A 17,211-nucleotide genomic window follows, 5' to 3' on the forward strand; every position below is an offset into this window, starting at 1 on the left:
TGTGTGCGGGCACCGTGTCATGGCGGCGGCCGCCGCTTCGGGTGCTTCACTGGCGGCGGCCGAGTGCCGTGCGCAGAGCTGATCCCCCGAGCAGCGCTGCTGAGCACTCCCTCCGAGCAGCCGCCGGGGGCAGTAGCGAGGTCACCACCGCATCAGGCCATGCCGAGCCCGGCGACCCTGAGGACGCGCAGGTGCCAGGACCGGGCGTGAGCGGTCCTGGCGACCCGGCCATGGCCGGTATCCCGTCCGGTGGTGAGGATGGCGGGCTCATATGATGACGGACGCGTACGGCCGTACGCGGGTTCCGGTAGCCGTTGCGGACGGACAGACTCGAACATCCTGGTCCGGAAAGGCCCGGAACGCACGGCCGCCCCGACGGCAGGTGCCCTATGGTGGAAGGCACGAGCTGTCACAGCGGGGCTACTGGCTGTGGCATCTCCCGGCCCCTTGCCCGGGTCGTGTTGTGGCCGACCGAAAGCAGGCTGGAGCCGTATCACTGACCACTGACACAACGGTTTCGGCCGATGTCCTCCCCGGTGTTGCGCCGGGGCGCATGCCGCGTCCTTACCGGTGCCCGGCGGGGACGCCCGGTGCGATGACACCGCCCAGTAATTCGAGGGGTCTGCGGGGAGTCCTCGCACCCAGTCCACCGCCTGCGGATCGGAAAGCCACCTGGATGTGCCGGATAGTATGGACGAGGCGGACGCTCACTTCGGGTGGCGCCGGTGTGGAAGCGGCGGTCTGAATGGACATGAACGCGACACTGGCCCGTATTCTGCGTGATCTTCCCGACGAAAGCGGGTCCACTCTTCTGGGCGGTGACCCGGCCAGGTGCGCGCGACTGCTGGGCGTGGACGGAATCGCGGTGTCCCTGGGGACCGACGGGGCGCTGACCGAGCTGGTGTGGTCCACCCCCGGCCTCAGCGCCACAGTGGAGGATCTTCAGTGCACCCTCGGTGAAGGGCCCGGCTTCGACGCCTACCGCCACCGCACCCTGGTCGCCGTCCCGGATCTGCAGCAGACGGCTCCGCACCGGTGGCCCGCCTTCCTGCCCGAAGCCGGAAAGCTCGGCGTACGCGCAATCTTCTGCTTCCCCCTGCACCTTGGGGCCGTCTCCCTCGGAGTCCTCACCGCGCAGCGCACCAGCCCCGCCCCCCTGGACCCCGCCCAGACCAACGATGCGCTCATCCTGGCCGCCGCCATGACCGCGGCGCTGATCCACGACAGCGGACAGCGGGCGTCCTTCGCCCAGGCCGAACCCCACACGGCGCTGCACCGTGCCGCCGTTCACCAGGCCACAGGCATGATCAGCGTCCAGGCCGACGTCTCCCTCACCGAGGCCATGGCTCTTCTGCGCGCCCACGCCTACCGCACCGAGAAAGCTCTTCTCACAGCGGCCGAAGACGTGGTGTCGCGGCGACTCCACTTCCGAGACAATCGAGACGGGACGGCCACCCCGTCCGGGAACAAGGACTGAGGACGATGACAAGTCAGCAACGCGTGCTGGACATTCTGGTGGAGGCCGTGGACACGCTCACCGACGACTTCGACCTCATCGAGTTTCTGCACCGCCTGTCCATCCGGTGCGTCGAGCTTCTCGATGTCGACGCCGTCGGCCTGATGATCGTCGATCAACACGACGAACTGCAGCTCATCGCCGCCTCCGACGAGAAGACCCACCTCCTGGAACTCTTCGCCCTCCAGCACGCCCAGGGCCCCTGCGTCCGCTGTTACCACAGCGGCCAGGCGCAACTGAACATCAACCTCACCTCCAGTGTCGCCACCGCGGGCTTCGGCCCCTTCGCCGCCCGCGCCCGGGCCGCCGGCTTCATGACCACACACGCCCTGCCGATGAAACTGCGCCACCAGGTCGTCGGTGCCGTCAACCTCTTCAGCACCAGGCTCAGCCGTCTCAGCCCATCCGATGTCCAGATCGGCCAGGCACTCGCCGACCTCGCGACCATCGCCATCCTCCAGCAGCGCACCATCGAACAGAGTCACACCGAGAAGGCACAGCTCCAGACCGCTCTGTCCAGCCGTGTCGTCATCGAACAGGCCAAGGGCATCCTCTCCGAACGTCAGGGCCTCGGTCTCGACGAAACCTTCGACGCCATGCGTGCCTACGCCCGTCCCCGCCACCTACGCCTGACCGAACTCGCCCAGCAGGTCATCGACAACACCTTCGAAGGCGACATCGTGCCTGCCGTCAACCCTGAACAGCCGTAGAAGGGCTGGCTGAGCGACCTTCGACCGGGTCCTTCCGCGGGGCACGTCCACGGTCACCGCGCGCCGTCGACGATCCGCAGCCACCCTTGCGTACTGCGTCGATGCCGCTGGGATCCATCCGTTTCGTCGATGCCGCTGGGATCCATCCGTTTCTACGATCCCCGCGCTGCAGACAGCCCGCAGACAGGCCTCGGTGTACGGCCCAGCCAGGTCGGTCACACATGTGCGCTTGATGCGGATCGCCCCGATGCGAGGGCCAGTACGGCCGCGACAGCAGAGCCGACGGCGAGGATGAGGAACAGTCCGTCGTAGCCACCCAGCTGTCCTGCCAGAGCCGCGCCGGCCCAGGGTGCGAGGGCCGCCACCACCGTGGCCGGAGCGATCAGAAGCCCGGACAGGCGGCCGTAGTCCGTTGTTCCCCAGCGGTCGCTGACGGCGGTGGCCTGGAGGAGCGTGAGGTTGCCGCGTACGACTCCGGCGAGGACGGCGAGCAGGATCAGCAGCGGGATGGGGCCCGGTATGAGGGCGAGCGCTGTCGTGGTGGCGCCGCCCGCTGCGAAGAGGACCGCCGTGCGAGTGGTGACGCTGGTGGTGCGGGTGAGGGTGGCGTAGAGCGTGCGGCCCAGGGTTTGACCGGCTCCGCCTAGGCCCAGTGCCCAGGCGGCTGTTGAGGGGCTGGCGCCTCGTTCGATCATCAGCGGGACCATGCCGAAGACGACGGCGTACATGGCGAAGCCGGAAGAGGTGAAGGCCAGGACGAGGAGCAGGAAGGGGCGGCTTCGGGCGATCGGTGTGCGGTTGGGCGCCGTTGGGGACGGTGGGGCGGGTGGCCAGGGGGCTCGTAGGGCCAGGGCGTGCGCGGGGATGGTGACGGCCGCGAGGATGACCGCGAGCACGACGTAGGTGGTGCGCCAGCCGAGGTGGTCCGCGAGCAGGGCGGTGAGCGGGGCGAAGACTGTACTGGCGAGTCCGCCGGCCAGGGTGACGATCGTCAGGGCGCGTACGCGGTCGGGTCCCCACCAGCGGGTGACGGCCGCGAAAGCGGGCTGGTAGAAGGTGGCGGCCATGGCGACTCCGGCCAGGAGCCAGCCTGCTGTGAAGACGTACGAGTTCGGGGCTGCCGCAATGGTCAGGATGGCCGTGACCGCGAGCAGGGAACCGGTGGTCATGACGGTACGGGGGCCCCGGCGGTCGAGGATGCGTCCGATGGGGATGCCTGTGACGGCCGAGACGAGGAGAGCGGCGGAGAAGGCCGCGGTGGCGGCGCTCGTCGACCATCCGGTGTCCGCTGTCAGGTGCGGGAGCAGGACGGGGAAGGCGTAGTAGACGATTCCCCAGCTGGTGATCTGGGTGGCGCAGAGTGCGGGCAGTGCGGCGCGGGGCCGCGAGCGGCTCTTTGCCGTGCCGGTCGCGGCCTTGTCAGCGTGCGCGTGGGTCACCGGGGCATCAGCAGCAGCCGCCACCGGCGGCGGCGACAGGTTCGCCCGCCTTGGCATCTGTAGCGGAATCGGCTGCGCCTGAAGCGCAGCAGCTGCTGCCTTGTTGCTTGGCGAGGGAGTCTGCGTCGGCTTTCACGACGTACACCTCCCAGGGTTCCTGGCCGGGGCCGTGGACCCAGACCTTGTCCTGGACGGCGTAGCAGCAGGTGGTGTCGTTCTCTGCGTCGGTGGCCAGGCCTTCCGCGCTGAGGCGGGTGGTGGCGGCATGGACGGCCTCGGTGGTGTCGACCTCGACTCCGAGGTGGTCCATGCGCGTGTCCTCGCCTGCCGTGCCTTCGATGAGGACGAGCTTCAGCGGGGGCTCGGCGATGACGAAGTTGGCGTAGCCGTCGCGGAGTTTGGCGGGCTCGGTGCCGAACAGTTTGCGGTAGAAGGCGATCGAGGCTTCGAGGTCGGGGACGCGCAGGGCGAGCTGTACGCGGGACACGGTGGTTCCTCCTGCCAGGGTTGAGACCGCGTGCCCGGCCGGGCAAGGAGCGGGTTTGGCCGGGCTCGGCCGGGCCGGGGGATCCAGGTTGTTCCGTGATGTTCCGGGCAAGCCAGGGATGCCCCGGGATGTCCCGGGGTGTCCCGGGTGTTCAACAGCCGCCCTCCGCCTCGGGCCTGCCGATGTGGAGGGCGGTTCCGGCGGAGCCGATCTGGGCCAGGGCGGGCGCGGGGGCACAGCATCCGCCGCCGTTCTCCTCGGAGGCCGCCTCGTCCTCGTCGAAGAGTCCTGCGCCGCCGCAGACTCCGGTCTCGGGCAGGGTCAGCTCGACCCGCTCGGCCGCCTCCTGGTCTCCGGCTAGGGACGCGGCGATGGAGCGGACCTGCTCGTATCCGGTCAACGCGAGGAAGGTGGGGGCGCGGCCGTAGGACTTCATGCCGACGAGGTAGACGCCCTTCTCCGGGTGGGAGAGCTCGTTGACACCGTGCGGGTAGACCGTGCCGCAGGAGTGGACGTTGGGGTCGATGAGCGGGGCCAGCGCGGTCGGGGCCTGGAGACGTTCGTCGAGGCCGAGGCGGATCTCGGACAGGAAGGTCAGGTCGGGGCGGAAGCCGGTGAGGACGATGGCCTCGTCGACCGCGTCGAGGCGTCGGCCGTCCTCTCCGACGAGGATCAGGCGGCCGTCTTCGTCTCGGTCGATCGTCTCGGTGCGGAAGCCCGTGACGGCGTCGGCGTGGCCGTTGTCGACGGCTGCCTTGGCGGCCAGTCCGAGGGCTCCGCGGGCGGGGAGCTGGTCGGCTTCGCCGCCGCCGAAGGTGGAGCCGCTGATACCGCGGCGCAGGATCCATACGGCGTGCGTGCCCGGTTCGCCCTGGGCAAGGTGTGCGAGGGTCGCGAGCGCCGTGAAGGCGGAGGCTCCGGAGCCGATGACCGCGGTGCGCTTTCCCGCGTAACGGGGCCGTACGGTCGGGTCGTTGAGGTCGGGGACGCGGTAGGTGATGCGGTCGGCCGCCGACATCTCGCCCAGCGCGGGCAGGCCGCTGGCGCCGGCCGGGCTCGGGGTGGTCCAGGTGCCGGAGGCATCGATGATCGCGCGGGCGAAGAGGCGTTCCTCGCGGCCGTCGGCGGTGGTGAGGTGGACGACGAGGGGCTGGCTGTCGCGGTCGGCGTCGACGGTGCGGTCGCGTCCGGTGCGGGAGATGCCGGTGACGGTGGCGCCGTAGCGGATCCGGTCGCCGAGGGTGTCGGCGAGGGGCTGGAGGTAGCCTTCGGCCCAGTCGCCGCCGGTGGGGTACGTCGTCGCGCTGGGGCGGCTCCAGCCGGTGGGCGCGAGCAGCTTCTCGGCGGCGGGGTCGGTGAGCTCGCTCCAGGTCGAGAAGAGCCGGACGTGCGACCAGTCCCGTACTGCGCCGGCGGCCGTCGGTCCTGCTTCCAGGACCAGGGGCGTCAGCTGCCGCTCCAGCAGGTGAGCGGCGGCGGCCAGGCCGATGGGGCCGGCTCCGATGACGACGACGGGCAGATCCTGGGGCAGATCCTGGGCAGCGGGCGCAGTCACGACGGCTCTCCTCAGTTTCGATGTTTGTCGATGTCTATCGGTCAACAGCATGGACCCTGATTCGACACACGTCAACATAGAGGCTCATCGAAACAGTGGCTCCGTGCGGGCGGATCCATCGACCATCGATCTTGGTTAGGTGCTCAGGCGAGGCTCAACATAGAGATCGCGCCCGACGCGGAAGGGATTGCGCCCAGCCGGGTGCGATTGCGATGACCCGCAGCGGCTGACCGCACGTTTCCGACCGCAGCGTTTGCGCCAGCGCGTGGGCTCCCTGCCGGGCGGCGCCGCATCGGTCCCCGCCCATCCATGCCGCTGCTCGCGCCATTGATCACAGCCGTACGTGATCGAGTGCGATTGACCCTCACACGGCCCCCCCGCAGCCGCGCTTAGGCGGTTGCCTAAACAGGTGATCTTGGAATCCTGTTGAACGAGTGTCAATATAGACGTATGTCGAAGCTTCTGGAGAAGGCGGCCGCGCTCCCGGCCGAGCGGTGCTGCCCAGCCCTGACCGAGAGGGAACTCACGGCGAAAGAGGCCGAACTCACCGCCGCCATGTTCAAGGCCCTGGGCGACCCGGTGCGGCTGCGACTGTTCTCCAAGGTCGCTTCGCACCCGGACAGCGAGGCCTGCGTCTGCGACATCGCCGACGTCGGCGTCTCACAGCCGACCGTCTCCCACCACCTGAAGAAGCTCAAGGAGGCCGGCCTGCTGACCTCCGAGCGGCGCGGAACGTGGGTCTACTACCGGGTCGAGCCGTTGGTGCTGACTGCGATGAGCCACCTGCTGACTCCGAGGCCCGCCCCTGCCCAGGTGGTCTGACCTCCGCATCCCGATGCCTGGGAACGGCTTCAGCACCGCCGTCGGCCCCCCGATCGCGTGTCCGCCTCAGCCGGACGTCCCGATCGGGAACCGACTGCGAACGACTGCGAACGACTGCGAACGACTGGAAACTTCCCGGCCGCGTCAGTCGTGCTGGTCAGGCTGGCGTGAACCGTCGCTTCACCGCGATCATGGCCGCAGCGTACGTGGAAGCGGGCGTCGCGGACGTCGCCGGCGTCGCGGGCGTCGCGGGCGAAGGCCACCAGCATGGTCAGGGTGAGAGCAGCAGAGAGAGCTTCCCGCAATCTTTGTGCCCTCACCGAGCAGCGGCATGACCGTCGGGGTAAGGAGCTCACTTCCGGCGACGCCTTGATCGCCGTAGTCGCCGTAATCGCCGTACGAGAGGGCCAACACCCCCCGCCTTCGCTATCCGCTCATCTCGGCGCTGCGGACCACGCGGGCGGCCCGGCCGGCCCATGTGACAAGGCTGCGCAGGCCGCGTAGGCCGCGTCGTAGATGCTCGACCGCCTCGCGTCGAAGCAGTCCAAGCAGTCCAAGCAGTCCAAGCAGCGGATCAGCCTTTTTGTGACGCGGTCGTCAACTGTCGGTCGGCGCTGAACTTCCGCCGCCAGGCCAGGGAGACGTACACGAGGGCAACCAGGACCGGCACCTCGATGAGCGGGCCGACGACGCCCGACAGAGCTTGGCCGGAGGTGACACCGAAGGTGGCGATGGCGACCGCGATCGCCAGCTCGAAGTTGTTGCCGGCCGCTGTGAAGGCGAGCGTCGCCGTGCGGTCGTACGCGAGGCCGATCACCTTGCCGAGGGCGAAGGTGCCGAACCACATGACCGCGAAGTACACGAGCAGCGGCAGCGCGATGCGGACCACGTCCAGCGGCTGGGAGGTGATCGTCTTCCCCTGCAGGGCGAAGAGGATGACGATCGTGAACAGCAGGCCGTACAGGGCCCAGGGGCCGATCTTCGGGAGGAATCCGGACTCGTACTTCGCGCGGCCGAGCTTCTTCTCGCCGATCCGGCGGGTCAGGAACCCGGCGAGGAGCGGGACGCCGAGGAAGATGACGACGTTCAGGGCGATCTTCCACATGGAGATGTCGAGGTGCTCGCCTTCACCGAGGCCGAGCCAGCCGGGCAGCAGGTCGAGGTAGAACCAGCCGAGCAGGCCGAACGCCAGGACCTGGAAGACCGAGTTGAGCGCGACGAGCACCGCGGCGGCTTCGCGGTCGCCGCAGGCGAGGTCGTTCCAGATGATGACCATGGCGATGCAGCGGGCGAGGCCGACGATGATCAGGCCGGCGCGGTACTCGGGCAGGTCCGGCAGGAAGATCCAGGCCAGCGCGAACATGACCGCGGGGCCGATGATCCAGTTGATGACCAGCGACGAGGCCATGAGCCTGCGGTCGCCGGTGACGGCGTCGAGCTTGTCGTAGCGGACCTTCGCCAGGACCGGGTACATCATGATCAGCAGGCCGACGGCGATGGGCAGCGATATGCCGCCGATCTCGACCTTGGCGAGAGCGTCGTTCAGGCCGGGGATGAGCCTGCCCAGGCCCAGGCCGAGGGCCATGGCTGCGAGGATCCAGACGGCGAGAAAGCGGTCGAGCGTCGAGAGCTTCGCGACGACCGAGGGGTCCTCGGCGGTGGTCGCGGATGCTTCTGTTGGGGTCACGGGCAGGCCCTCTTGTTGTCGGCGGCGCTGCGAGCGGACGCTGCCAGGTCGGCGAACTGGCCGGCGAGCCGGTCGACGACGTCCGGGCGGAGCTTGTAGTAGGTGAACCGCCCGCACGGCTCGGTCTCTACGACCCCCGCCTCGCGCAGCACCCTCAGGTGGTTGGAGAGGTTGGTCTGCTTGGCACCGGTCTCCTCCACCAGGTGGGTGGTGCACAGCGTCTCGCGGGCGAGCAGGGTCACAATGCGGAGCCTGAGGGGGTCGGCTAAAACCCGGATCAGATCAGTGTCGACTGATGTCAGCATGCGCTGATACTGTCACATCAGTCAGGACTGATACCCGCATGGGCTGAGCCAGGGGCATCAATGAACGCATCCCCACCCCCAGCTTTCCCTGATCGGCGCCTTGCAGCAGGTGCGGCACCGCTCGTGTCGCGCTACCGCGGCCACTCCTCGACAGTGACCGTTCGAGCGCGCCGTCACCGACTTCTACGACTGTCTCGCCCAGCACGACCGCGTCCTTGTGCTCGCCTCGTCGTCCACGCTGAGCACCTCGCCACCAAGTGTCTCGACGCACTCGCCCACGTCGAGGGGACACCGGACGTCGGCCTGCCCGAGTGCTGTTCGTATGGGCCCACAACGCCGGCCGCTCCCAGATGGCCGCCGCCCTTCTCCGCCACCGGGCGGCCAGTCGGGTGGTCGTCCCCTCCGCGGACACGCACCCGGCCTCCGACCCGGTCGTACCGGGCCGCCGTAACGCGGACTGACCCATCACCGGCCCCGAAGCCTCCCCGGTCGCCGTCGTGCGCGGTATCAGCGACGAGACAGACGCCCGCGGCACCGACTTGCGCGACTCCCTGCCGCACGCCTGACCACCTTGAGAAGGACCTCGTGAAGGACCAGATGAAGGAAGAACCGATGTCCCCGACTCCACTCGCTTCCGTGCTGTTCGTCTGCGTCCACAACGCGGGGCGATCGCAGATGGCCGCCGGATTCCTCAGCCACCTCGCGGGCGACCGGGTCGAGGTCCGCTCCGCGGGTTCGATCCCGGGCAACCAGGTCAACCCGGCCGCCATCGAGGCCATGAACGAGATCGGCGTCGACATCTCGGACCAGCAGCCGAAGATCCTCACCACCGAGGCCGTGCAGGCGTCCGACTACGTCATCACCATGGGCTGCGGGGACGCCTGCCCGATCTTCCCGGGCAAGAGGTACCTCGACTGGGACCTCGAAGACCCGGCCGGCAAGGGCGTCGGGTCCGTACGCCCCATCCGCGACGAGATCAAGACCCGCATCGAGGCACTGGTCGCCGAGATCGACTCCAAGCGGAAGGCGTGAACGCTGCGACCGCGAAGGACGGCGGACGCGAGGTCGTCCTCATCGGCTCCGGTCGTGGTGGCTACACCACGGCCCTCTGCACCGCCCGCGCGCCGAGCTCAAGCCACCCGTCTTCGGCGGCGCCCTGTTCAGCGGCGCCCTCTTCAGGACACTGCCCGATTCGTCTGGGAGGTGAGAGATCCGTCCGCGTCGTAGGTGCCGGTGAAGGTACACGCGGCGGACCACCTGCCCGACCGGCCGGCCAGCCAGCCTGAAACCGGACGCACCCGCACCACCGCCGATGGCGTCACCGTCGCCTCGGACACTCCCGGATACGCGGTCACCGGCAACCTGACCGGTCACAGCGAAACGGCCGGCTCCACCATCCGGACTCACTACCTACGACAGCGCCGACCGTCTGGTGAACGACGGCTACGCCTACGACGCTCTCGGCCGCGCCACCTGCAGCGGCGGTTCGACCATGTCGGGGTCGCGTGTGCTCAGCAAGCTGCAGAGCCTGATCCGGACGAAGGCCGGCCTACCCAGCGCCCGGCGATGAGCTGATGCGCGGATGAGCGGATGAGCGGATGAGCGGATGAGCGAGAGCGTCCAGGACAACTGTGCCCTGTGGCGAGCCGACGGCCGCGCGAACGGTCGCGCACCGTATCGACCGGAACGGAGTCCCTGGCGGCACGGATCATGACCGTGCGGCTCCCGTCCCTGTGATGGTGACCGCACAATCAAGTCGCGGTGTTTTAAAGGGAATCGCGGGCAATCGTAGGTGACCGATCCATGTCGGGATCGGGTCTGAGTGCGATCACTCGAAGGAGAGACAGATGACCACGCAGTATGGCGACCGACCGACCGGGCAGCAGCCCCACGGTGCACCGCAGGGCACGGCGACCGGCAACGTACTGAGCATCATCGCGATGGTGCTGGGTGTGATCTCGTTGCTCTTCTTTCCGATCGTCTTCGGCGTGATCGGCTTGATACTGGCCATCATCGCCAAGACCGTCCGGCACGAGCGACTCGCCGTGATCGCCCTTGTGGTCAGCGCTGTCGGCCTTGTCGGCGGTCTGCTCCTCGGCGCTCTACTGGCTTAGGGGTCCTACCAGATGCTGTTGATCATGTGGCTGTCGGCTTCATTGCTCGTTGGTTCTCTCATGGCGAAGCGTGCGTCGCGGCCGTGGATCGTGTCGGATGAACTGTGATCGTCGAATGAGCCGTTGCTGCCCGAGCCGGCGCCGTAGGTGGTCGAGGGCAGACCTCGGGTGCCGGCCTGCAGACGCTGTGCGGGATCCTCTTCGTCCTGCACACCGGCATCCAGAGGGAGTACCGCCCCAGGAGCTGGGCTTCGGCTCGGGCATGACCCGCTGAGGAGCGTATTCGGCGTTCCAGGAAGGACCGAGTCCGTACGCGCGGCCTTCGGGCGGTGGCTCGCCCGTGATCGGGGTCTGGTGTTCCGCGGCGTGGTCAGTCGGGATGTGGGGGCGGAGGAATGAGGAGGTCGCGGGCGGCGGTGAGGATGCCGACCGCGCGGGGGAAGTCCTTGAGCTGGTTCAGCAGCGAGTCCAGAGCGGGGAGGAGGCACCGCGGCGGGACCCCGCGGGCTGCCAGGACGTCCGCAGTCCACGTGATGAACCTCGTGAACAGGTCGGGGTCGTCGACGTAAAGGGCGGTGGCGAGGTGGCTGACGACGAAGTCGATGTCCTCGACGGTGCGCTCCAGCTGGTACTCGCTGTAGTGGCGCGTCTCGGGAAACCTCTCCTCGACGTCGGCGAGGGTCCGCTTGACCAACTGGAGCTTGGTTCGGCGGACCATGGTGTATTCCTGGTCGGCCAGGTGCGGCAGGTCCAGCTCGGGCAGGCGGGCCGCGTGTGCACCGGACGGCCTCAGGTGCCGGCCGAGCAGGGTGGCCGCGTCAGGTGCGTCCTTGGCCCATTCGGCCTGCATGAGCCTGGCATAGCGGCCCTGCGGCCCGAACGCGGCACCTCCGGCGAGTACCGGAAGTCCGGCACCCTGACAGGAGTTGATCGCGTTGTGCGCGCCGGGCAGGAGTGTCGGGATGGACGAGGACAGCAGCACCGCCTGCGCACGGGTGCGGCGCGCATGCGCGACCAGGTGCTCGGTGGGGACCTGCGCCCCGAGATAGTCGACCCGCCAGCCCCGTAACCGCAGCACCTCGCTGACCAGACGTGCCGGCAGGGAGTGCCACTCGCCGTCGACGCACGACACCAGGACCCTTCCCACGAACGTGCCGACGAGGGCGGGCGCGGTGGCGTCGGCGATGGCCGTGACGCACCGGGCGACATCGCCCGCGAACCCCTCAGGCACCGCCCAGGACGGCACCTCGCGCGGATCGATCCAGCGGGAGGACACCGCGGGAAGTCCCTGCAACGCCTCCGCCAGGCCCGGCAGTTGCCCGGGGTCCAGGGCGAGCCGCTCCTGCACCACGGGCCCGTCGGTGGTGCACCTCGTCACAGGGAAGCTGCGTCCGTCGCCCGTTCCGACGACGACCGCCGCGTCCGCCAGATGCCGGGCGGCCCGTCGCACGGTCAGCGCCGTACAACGGTCGACATCCAGCGAGGCGAGCAGTTCGGAGGAGAGCCCCTGCAGCAGTCCGGCTCTCACCCGCTCGCGCTCCAGCTCCTGCGCCGCACTCACCGCACTCGCCGCACTCGCCGGAGCACTGTCACCGACCAGCCACCAGGTCACCGCACCGTCCACGCCGGGTACCGCGAGAGCCTTCACCCGGTGCGCGCCGATCCGGCCGTCGGCCCATGCCGACCGCTCCTCCAGCGCACCGCTGACCCGCCGCAGGTGGGCCTCGATCAGCCAGGCGGGCGCGACCTCGCCCAGCGTGGCACCGACAGCGACCCGCGCCAGCAGAACCGCGGCCTGCGCGTTGTGAGACAGCACGATGCCGGACGCGTCCACTGTCACCGCCGGATACGGTTCACAGTGCTGCGCGGCAGGACCCCCACCACGCGTGCTCTTCTGCTGCTCCGGCAAGGAGACCATCGATTCGGAACCCGCTGGCACGGACCCCCGTCACCCCTTTCGGTCGAAAGCAGGAGACCCGCAGATTACCGACGGCATATGACTACGGTCCGTATTTCCCGATACCTCCGACATCGGCCCCCCGGCTACTGGACAATGCACCCGGCTCGGACCGGACGCCCGTCACCACCGAGCGGCGTGCGTCCCACCAGTCGCGCACATGCCTTCGTCGGTGAAGGTCGGCGGCAGCCACACGTCGACGACTGCGACGTCGGGCCGGTGGGCGGTGGGCCGTCAGTGCCCTCGCGCCCGTGCGCCGGCCCGACATGCGATCTCCAGAGCGACGAGGGGGCGCATGCGCAGCATCATGTTCCGCCCTCGTCCCTGGCACCCGACATCCGCATGTGAACTGCTCATGAGAGGTAAGAGGGTGCCTCCGATCGCCTGCCCTGGTGAGTCCCTGCCACGGGACCCGGACCCGCCCGTGAGCGCCGCTCGCAGGCGCGTCGGAGGCAGCCGACGGCGCTTGACGGGGCCCGTGCTCCGCCAAGCGCCTTCTCTCCGGCCGTGCGGTTCAAGCGCATCGGAACAAGGTCAGCGTGGGTCCGCCCTCGGAGGGCGTGACGCCGTAGGTCTTGGAGGGGATTTCGGCGCAGGTCGAGTACACCCAGCTGTTGATCTTCAAGGCCTCCGGGGCGTCCTTCGGAAGAGCAGGGGGGTTCTTCGGTCTCGGCTCGCCGGTCGCCGGGCCGAGCCCGCTGAGCAGGGCGAACCGCAGCCGGCCCGCCGCCACCAGGTGTTTGTACTCGGCGAGGGTGACCGACCTGGCCGTACCGGAGTAGCCGCCCAGCGGCAGGACGGGCAGGCCCTCGGCGTAGATGTAGGACGCCGCGGTGCTCCAACTGTCGGTCGAGAACGTGAACTCGGCGTCACCGCCGTACTTCTCGACGTACGCGAGGAGTCTGCGCTCTCCGGTGGTCAGTGAGGTGGAGGTGGGGTCCTCCGGGGCGCCGGTCGCGACGGGGGGCCCCGCGCTCGCTTCGAAGGCCGATCCGGCGTACCGCTCGTTCAGCACCGACAGCGACCACGCCGTGGGTGCGGCGAACATCGCGACGCATCCGGCCAGCAGTCCGGCGGTCCCCAGTCCCATGCCCCCGATGCGTACGCCTCCGACACGTACGCCTGCGACACCACGCGGATCTCCGCTCCCTGTGCTCCCTGTGCTCTTGCTCCTGCTCCTGCTCCTGCTCCTGCTCCTGGACGCGAGACCGAGGGCCGTGACGGCGATGAGCGCGGCCACGGACACGACCGGGATCAGCCAGGGCGCGAAGTCGGTGTGGTCGGACGCCAAATGGATGGTCCAGGCCACCTCCGCGGCGATGACCGCCGCAGGCAGCACCCAGAGGCGCCATCCGGCGTGTGCGGTGCGGTGGGCACGCCAGAGCGTGACGGTTCCGGCGGCGGACAGGGCGGCGAGGGCGGGGGCGAGGGTGGCGAGGTAGGCGGCGTGGGCGAAGGAGAAGGAACTGAGGACGCCGGCCGTCGTCGCCAGCCAGCCGCCCCACATCAGGTAACCGGCGCGGACCTGGTCGGTACGCGGGCCCTTGCGATGCCGGACCAGCCCGGCGATCAGGCCGAACAGCGCGAGCGGATACAACCAGCCGACCTGTACCGCGTACGAGTCGTCGCGGAGCAGCTTGAGCCAGCCACTCGACCCGGGCGAGGGGGCCACGGTCTCCCGCGTGGTGTCATCCGCTCCTCCCGCATCCGGGCCCGGGGACGGACCCGGAGACGGACCCGAGGATGCCGTGTCCGGACCCCGGCTGGCGGTATTCGGCCCTCGCGCCGCCGTGTCCGGACCCCGGGTGGCCGTGCTCGGGTCCCGCGATCCGTCCGTCGCCCCGGGCGGAGGGTTCACCTGCCCATTCGCCGGCCCGGCCCCGGAGGGCGGAGCCGCCGTCCCGTCCCCGGGCTGCTGGCCGCCGCTCCGCTCACGCGAGCCGTTCTGGCCGTCGGGCGCCGGTCCCCCGCCGCCGCCGCCGGGGGCGACTGGTGACATCCCGTCATCCACACCACTGATCAGACCGGGCTCGAAGCGATTGAAGCCGTTGTAGCCGAACACCATCGCATAGGCACTGTTGTTGGTGGTCCCGTCGACGTACGGGCGTGCGTCCTGTGGAGTGAGCGTCATCATGGCCACCCAGGACAACGACACCGCGAGCGTCACCGCGCCTGCGGCCAGCAGGTGCCCCGTGCGTCGACGGAGCGTGACCGGCGCGGCCACCAGGTAGCCGATGAGCAGGACCGGGACGATGATCCAGGCCTCCATCATCTTGGCCTGGAAGCCCAGTCCGATCCACAGTCCGCTGCACAGCAGAGGGCGCAACCGGGCGGTACCGACCGCCTTCTGGTACTGGTCCGCCGCGAGTGTCAGGCACATGACAACCATGCCGTCGAGCATCGCGTGGCCGAACATCGAGGCGGCCACCGGTGTCAGCGTGAGCAGTCCGGCCGCCAGCAGTCCGGCCGCGGGCCCCTGCCAACGACGTACTGTCCGGTACATCACCAGCACCGCGACGACGCCCTCGACACACTGGGGCAGGGTCAGCGCCCAGGCGTGGAACCCGAAGACGCGGGCGGAGAGAGCCTGCGGCCACAGGAATCCACCGATCTTGTCCAGGGTGATGGTGGCCGACGGGTCGAGCGAGGTGAACAGAAAGGCCTTCCAACTCACCGTCATACTGCGGGCGGCGACCGAGTAGTAGCTCGCATAGCCGCTTTCAGTGATGTTCCACGCGTACAGCGACGCGGCGAGAACGGCGATGCCCAGCAGGGCGGGCCGGGCCCATCCTGGCTGGTCGGCGGGTGATCGCCAGATGTGCCAACGAGGTCGCGATAATCGATCGTCGGAGTCGGGAACGGTGGACGTACCGGATTCGGTGGTCGAGGTGGTCATGATCGCGGTCAGTGCCTTTCGACTGGGGCCGGAGCCGGGCGCGCAAATGATGTTCCGCGCGCCCGGCACCGACTCTCCTACACGAAGTCGCTCCTCCACGTGAGTTCACGCTTCGCGAGGTCACACAACACGAGGTCACACATCACGCGCATCCACATCGTCGGTACGGCGTCCTTCGATACGTACACGCTCGTCCAGCAGCTTGGCGAAATTCGCCCAGATCTCCGCGTAGTGCAGGGCGAGATCCACCACCAGGGCTCCGCAATGGCTCGGTACGGCGGCCGTCAGGTCCGCCCACTCCCTCGTGGCGATCTCGTTCTGCTGCAGCAGGCGCAGCAGATGCCGCCCCTCCTCCTTGTGCCGTAAGGAGGGATCCCGCAGCAGCTTCTCCACTACGGCGGAGGTGTCCGCCAAGACCTGACGCGGGATGCGGTCGGCCCGGGGCTTGATGATGCGCGCCATCACGTCGGACCGGGCCTGCCCGTCGCCGGCTTCGTGGCGCTCGGCGACCGGAGCCTGACCCGACTCCAGTCGTTTGCGCACGTCACTGACCGTCGCGGGCGAGATACCCGCGTACCGCGCCACCTCACGCAGGGAGGCCTGGGGACGTTCCGCTATCAGTTCGGCAGCCCGTCGTCTGCCTTCCACACTGCTCAGCGGGCGCACCTTGCCGTCCCTGCCGACGCGCGCGCCGAGCTGGGGGACGCCGCCGCTCGAACGGCGCCGGATCGCCGCGACGGCCTTGGCTCCGAGGCCGGCCGCGCGTGCGATCGCACGGTCCGACATCTGCGGGTGAGAGGCGATGATCCGGGCCGCGGCGGTGCGGCGATCGGCCAGTGACAGGGGCAGGCCGTGCGAGACGTTCGAGGCGACCGCCCGCAGGAACGCGTCCTCGGGAGTTCCGTCGAAGAACTCCACTTCTATCGTTTGCTGACCGCGCAGCCGAGCGGCCAGCAGACGGTGCATTCCGTCGATGACCCTCATGCTGTGCCGGTCGACGAGAATTGCGGGAATAGGGGAGTCGAGTTCTGCGAGTCGTGCTACGTGCTCCTCATCCTGCCCCTGAGAACGAGGAGAATCAGCAGGCTTGAGTGAAGAGATCGGAACAGGGAAGGGATTACCCTTTCGCGTTCTTGGATCCCAGGTAGAGCCGTAACTTACGGCAGGGCGTGCAGAATTTGACTCCAGTGTGCGGACTGGCTGAATCAACGTATTCACCCCGTTGCATTTCGGCTTGCCGTATGCCTGTCGCCCTGTTCGGGCGCGTTCACCACTTCGGCCTACCACTCCCCCAAACGTCCGTCCGAACCGCTTCGAGGCAGCCGGGCCGCCCGGGTTAAGGGCGCGGTCAAGCGACACGCGTCCCCCTGCGCCCACCGCACCCCCACGGTCACGCAGTACCGGTCCTCCGCCATCGTCCGGTTTCCGCTCCGCGCTGTCGACCGGATGAACGAAGAAAAACAGTATTGACCAGGCCTTGACCGGAACCACCTGGAGCTTTCAGTCACGCCTTACGGGCAGGCAGGCGGGCAAGAAGCCGGGCAGGCGGGCGCAGGAAACACGGGCAGTTACGGCACACCGATTCAGTCCGTCGGACAGGCCGCCAAATTTTAGCGGAAGCTCACATTCCTCTCCGCTTCCCGACCCTGCACTTCCCCCGCCCTTCCACCGCCCTTCACCTTCCGTGATGGCCGACGGGAACCGGCACGGTGGACCGTCCGGT

15 protein-coding genes are annotated in these 17,211 nt (G+C 68.9%); 6 read left to right on the forward strand and 9 right to left on the reverse strand.

Going from position 1 to position 17,211, the window contains the following annotated elements:
- The first annotated feature begins 751 nt into the window (after window positions 1-751).
- Window positions 752-1,477: a GAF and ANTAR domain-containing protein gene (locus ACIOKD_RS30845; RefSeq protein ID WP_402090494.1), complete on the forward strand. Its 726-nt coding sequence runs from the start codon at window positions 752-754 to the stop codon at window positions 1,475-1,477.
- Window positions 1,478-1,482: 5 nt separating this feature from the next.
- The gene (locus ACIOKD_RS30850; RefSeq protein WP_402090496.1) at window positions 1,483-2,226 is read left to right on the forward strand and encodes an ANTAR domain-containing protein; all 744 of its coding nucleotides are present in this window, start codon (window positions 1,483-1,485) and stop codon (window positions 2,224-2,226) included.
- Window positions 2,227-2,441: 215 nt separating this feature from the next.
- Here ACIOKD_RS30850 and ACIOKD_RS30855 read toward each other — a convergent pair whose 3' ends face one another.
- From ACIOKD_RS30855 to ACIOKD_RS30865, 3 genes are all read right to left on the reverse strand, one after another.
- Window positions 2,442-3,665 (reverse strand): MFS transporter, encoded by a 1,224-nt coding sequence (locus ACIOKD_RS30855; protein ID WP_402090498.1) that lies wholly within the window; start codon window positions 3,663-3,665, stop codon window positions 2,442-2,444.
- A 7-nt stretch (window positions 3,666-3,672) separates the two neighbouring features.
- The gene (locus ACIOKD_RS30860) at window positions 3,673-4,152 is read right to left on the reverse strand and encodes an ArsI/CadI family heavy metal resistance metalloenzyme (protein ID WP_402090500.1); all 480 of its coding nucleotides are present in this window, start codon (window positions 4,150-4,152) and stop codon (window positions 3,673-3,675) included.
- Between the two features lie 151 nt (window positions 4,153-4,303).
- The gene (locus tag ACIOKD_RS30865) at window positions 4,304-5,707 is read right to left on the reverse strand and encodes an NAD(P)-binding domain-containing protein (RefSeq protein ID WP_402090502.1); all 1,404 of its coding nucleotides are present in this window, start codon (window positions 5,705-5,707) and stop codon (window positions 4,304-4,306) included.
- A gap of 450 nt (window positions 5,708-6,157) precedes the next feature.
- Here ACIOKD_RS30865 and ACIOKD_RS30870 point away from each other — a divergent pair, with 450 nt between their 5' ends.
- On the forward strand, window positions 6,158-6,529 hold the full coding sequence (locus ACIOKD_RS30870; RefSeq protein ID WP_402090504.1) for an ArsR/SmtB family transcription factor: 372 nt from the start codon (window positions 6,158-6,160) through the stop codon (window positions 6,527-6,529).
- A gap of 574 nt (window positions 6,530-7,103) precedes the next feature.
- Here ACIOKD_RS30870 and arsB read toward each other — a convergent pair.
- Both arsB and ACIOKD_RS30880 read right to left on the reverse strand, forming a co-directional pair.
- Window positions 7,104-8,216: an ACR3 family arsenite efflux transporter gene (gene arsB / locus ACIOKD_RS30875; protein ID WP_402090506.1), complete on the reverse strand. Its 1,113-nt coding sequence runs from the start codon at window positions 8,214-8,216 to the stop codon at window positions 7,104-7,106.
- The gene (locus ACIOKD_RS30880) at window positions 8,213-8,521 is read right to left on the reverse strand and encodes an ArsR/SmtB family transcription factor (RefSeq protein ID WP_402090508.1); all 309 of its coding nucleotides are present in this window, start codon (window positions 8,519-8,521) and stop codon (window positions 8,213-8,215) included. Before ACIOKD_RS30880 ends, arsB begins: the two co-directional genes overlap by 4 nt.
- A gap of 311 nt (window positions 8,522-8,832) precedes the next feature.
- Between ACIOKD_RS30880 and ACIOKD_RS30885 the strand changes: the two genes are divergently transcribed.
- From ACIOKD_RS30885 to ACIOKD_RS30895, 3 genes are all read left to right on the forward strand, one after another.
- Window positions 8,833-8,982, forward strand: a complete 150-nt coding sequence (locus ACIOKD_RS30885) for a hypothetical protein (protein WP_402090511.1) — start codon at window positions 8,833-8,835, stop codon at window positions 8,980-8,982.
- A 151-nt stretch (window positions 8,983-9,133) separates the two neighbouring features.
- Window positions 9,134-9,553 (forward strand): arsenate reductase ArsC, encoded by a 420-nt coding sequence (locus ACIOKD_RS30890; protein ID WP_402090513.1) that lies wholly within the window; start codon window positions 9,134-9,136, stop codon window positions 9,551-9,553.
- Window positions 9,554-10,368: 815 nt separating this feature from the next.
- Window positions 10,369-10,635: a hypothetical protein gene (locus tag ACIOKD_RS30895; protein ID WP_402090515.1), complete on the forward strand. Its 267-nt coding sequence runs from the start codon at window positions 10,369-10,371 to the stop codon at window positions 10,633-10,635.
- Between the two features lie 5 nt (window positions 10,636-10,640).
- Here the strand turns inward: ACIOKD_RS30895 and ACIOKD_RS30900 are convergent, their stop codons facing one another.
- From ACIOKD_RS30900 to ACIOKD_RS30915, 4 genes are all read right to left on the reverse strand, one after another.
- The gene (locus ACIOKD_RS30900) at window positions 10,641-10,847 is read right to left on the reverse strand and encodes a hypothetical protein (RefSeq protein WP_402090517.1); all 207 of its coding nucleotides are present in this window, start codon (window positions 10,845-10,847) and stop codon (window positions 10,641-10,643) included.
- Window positions 10,848-11,005: 158 nt separating this feature from the next.
- Window positions 11,006-12,475 carry a B12-binding domain-containing protein gene (locus tag ACIOKD_RS30905; RefSeq protein WP_402090519.1) on the reverse strand — a complete coding sequence of 490 codons (1,470 nt, stop codon included), beginning with the start codon at window positions 12,473-12,475 and terminating at the stop codon, window positions 11,006-11,008.
- 631 nt (window positions 12,476-13,106) lie between these two features.
- A complete protein-coding gene (locus ACIOKD_RS30910; RefSeq protein ID WP_402090521.1) occupies window positions 13,107-15,488 on the reverse strand; it encodes an ArnT family glycosyltransferase in 2,382 nt (793 codons plus the stop codon).
- 135 nt (window positions 15,489-15,623) lie between these two features.
- Complete coding sequence (locus ACIOKD_RS30915) at window positions 15,624-16,472, reverse strand: transcriptional regulator (protein ID WP_402090523.1); 849 nt, start codon at window positions 16,470-16,472, stop codon at window positions 15,624-15,626.
- Window positions 16,473-17,211: the final 739 nt, after the last annotated feature.

This window comes from Streptomyces sp. NPDC087844 (assembly GCF_044742785.1).
GTDB lineage: Bacteria > Actinomycetota > Actinomycetes > Streptomycetales > Streptomycetaceae > Streptomyces.

Excerpts from the sequence above, each read along its gene's own strand:
- ACIOKD_RS30845 (WP_402090494.1), top strand. The coding sequence starts at position 752 with ATGAACGCGACACTGGCCCGTATTCTGCGTGATCTTCCCGACGAAAGC.
- ACIOKD_RS30850 (WP_402090496.1), top strand. The coding sequence starts at position 1,483 with ATGACAAGTCAGCAACGCGTGCTGGACATTCTGGTGGAGGCCGTGGAC.
- ACIOKD_RS30870 (WP_402090504.1), top strand. The coding sequence starts at position 6,158 with ATGTCGAAGCTTCTGGAGAAGGCGGCCGCGCTCCCGGCCGAGCGGTGC.
- ACIOKD_RS30880 (WP_402090508.1), bottom strand. The coding sequence starts at position 8,521 with ATGCTGACATCAGTCGACACTGATCTGATCCGGGTTTTAGCCGACCCC.
- ACIOKD_RS30890 (WP_402090513.1), top strand. The coding sequence starts at position 9,134 with ATGTCCCCGACTCCACTCGCTTCCGTGCTGTTCGTCTGCGTCCACAAC.
- ACIOKD_RS30895 (WP_402090515.1), top strand. The coding sequence starts at position 10,369 with ATGACCACGCAGTATGGCGACCGACCGACCGGGCAGCAGCCCCACGGT.
- ACIOKD_RS30910 (WP_402090521.1), bottom strand. The coding sequence starts at position 15,488 with ATGACCACCTCGACCACCGAATCCGGTACGTCCACCGTTCCCGACTCC.
- ACIOKD_RS30915 (WP_402090523.1), bottom strand. The coding sequence starts at position 16,472 with ATGAGGGTCATCGACGGAATGCACCGTCTGCTGGCCGCTCGGCTGCGC.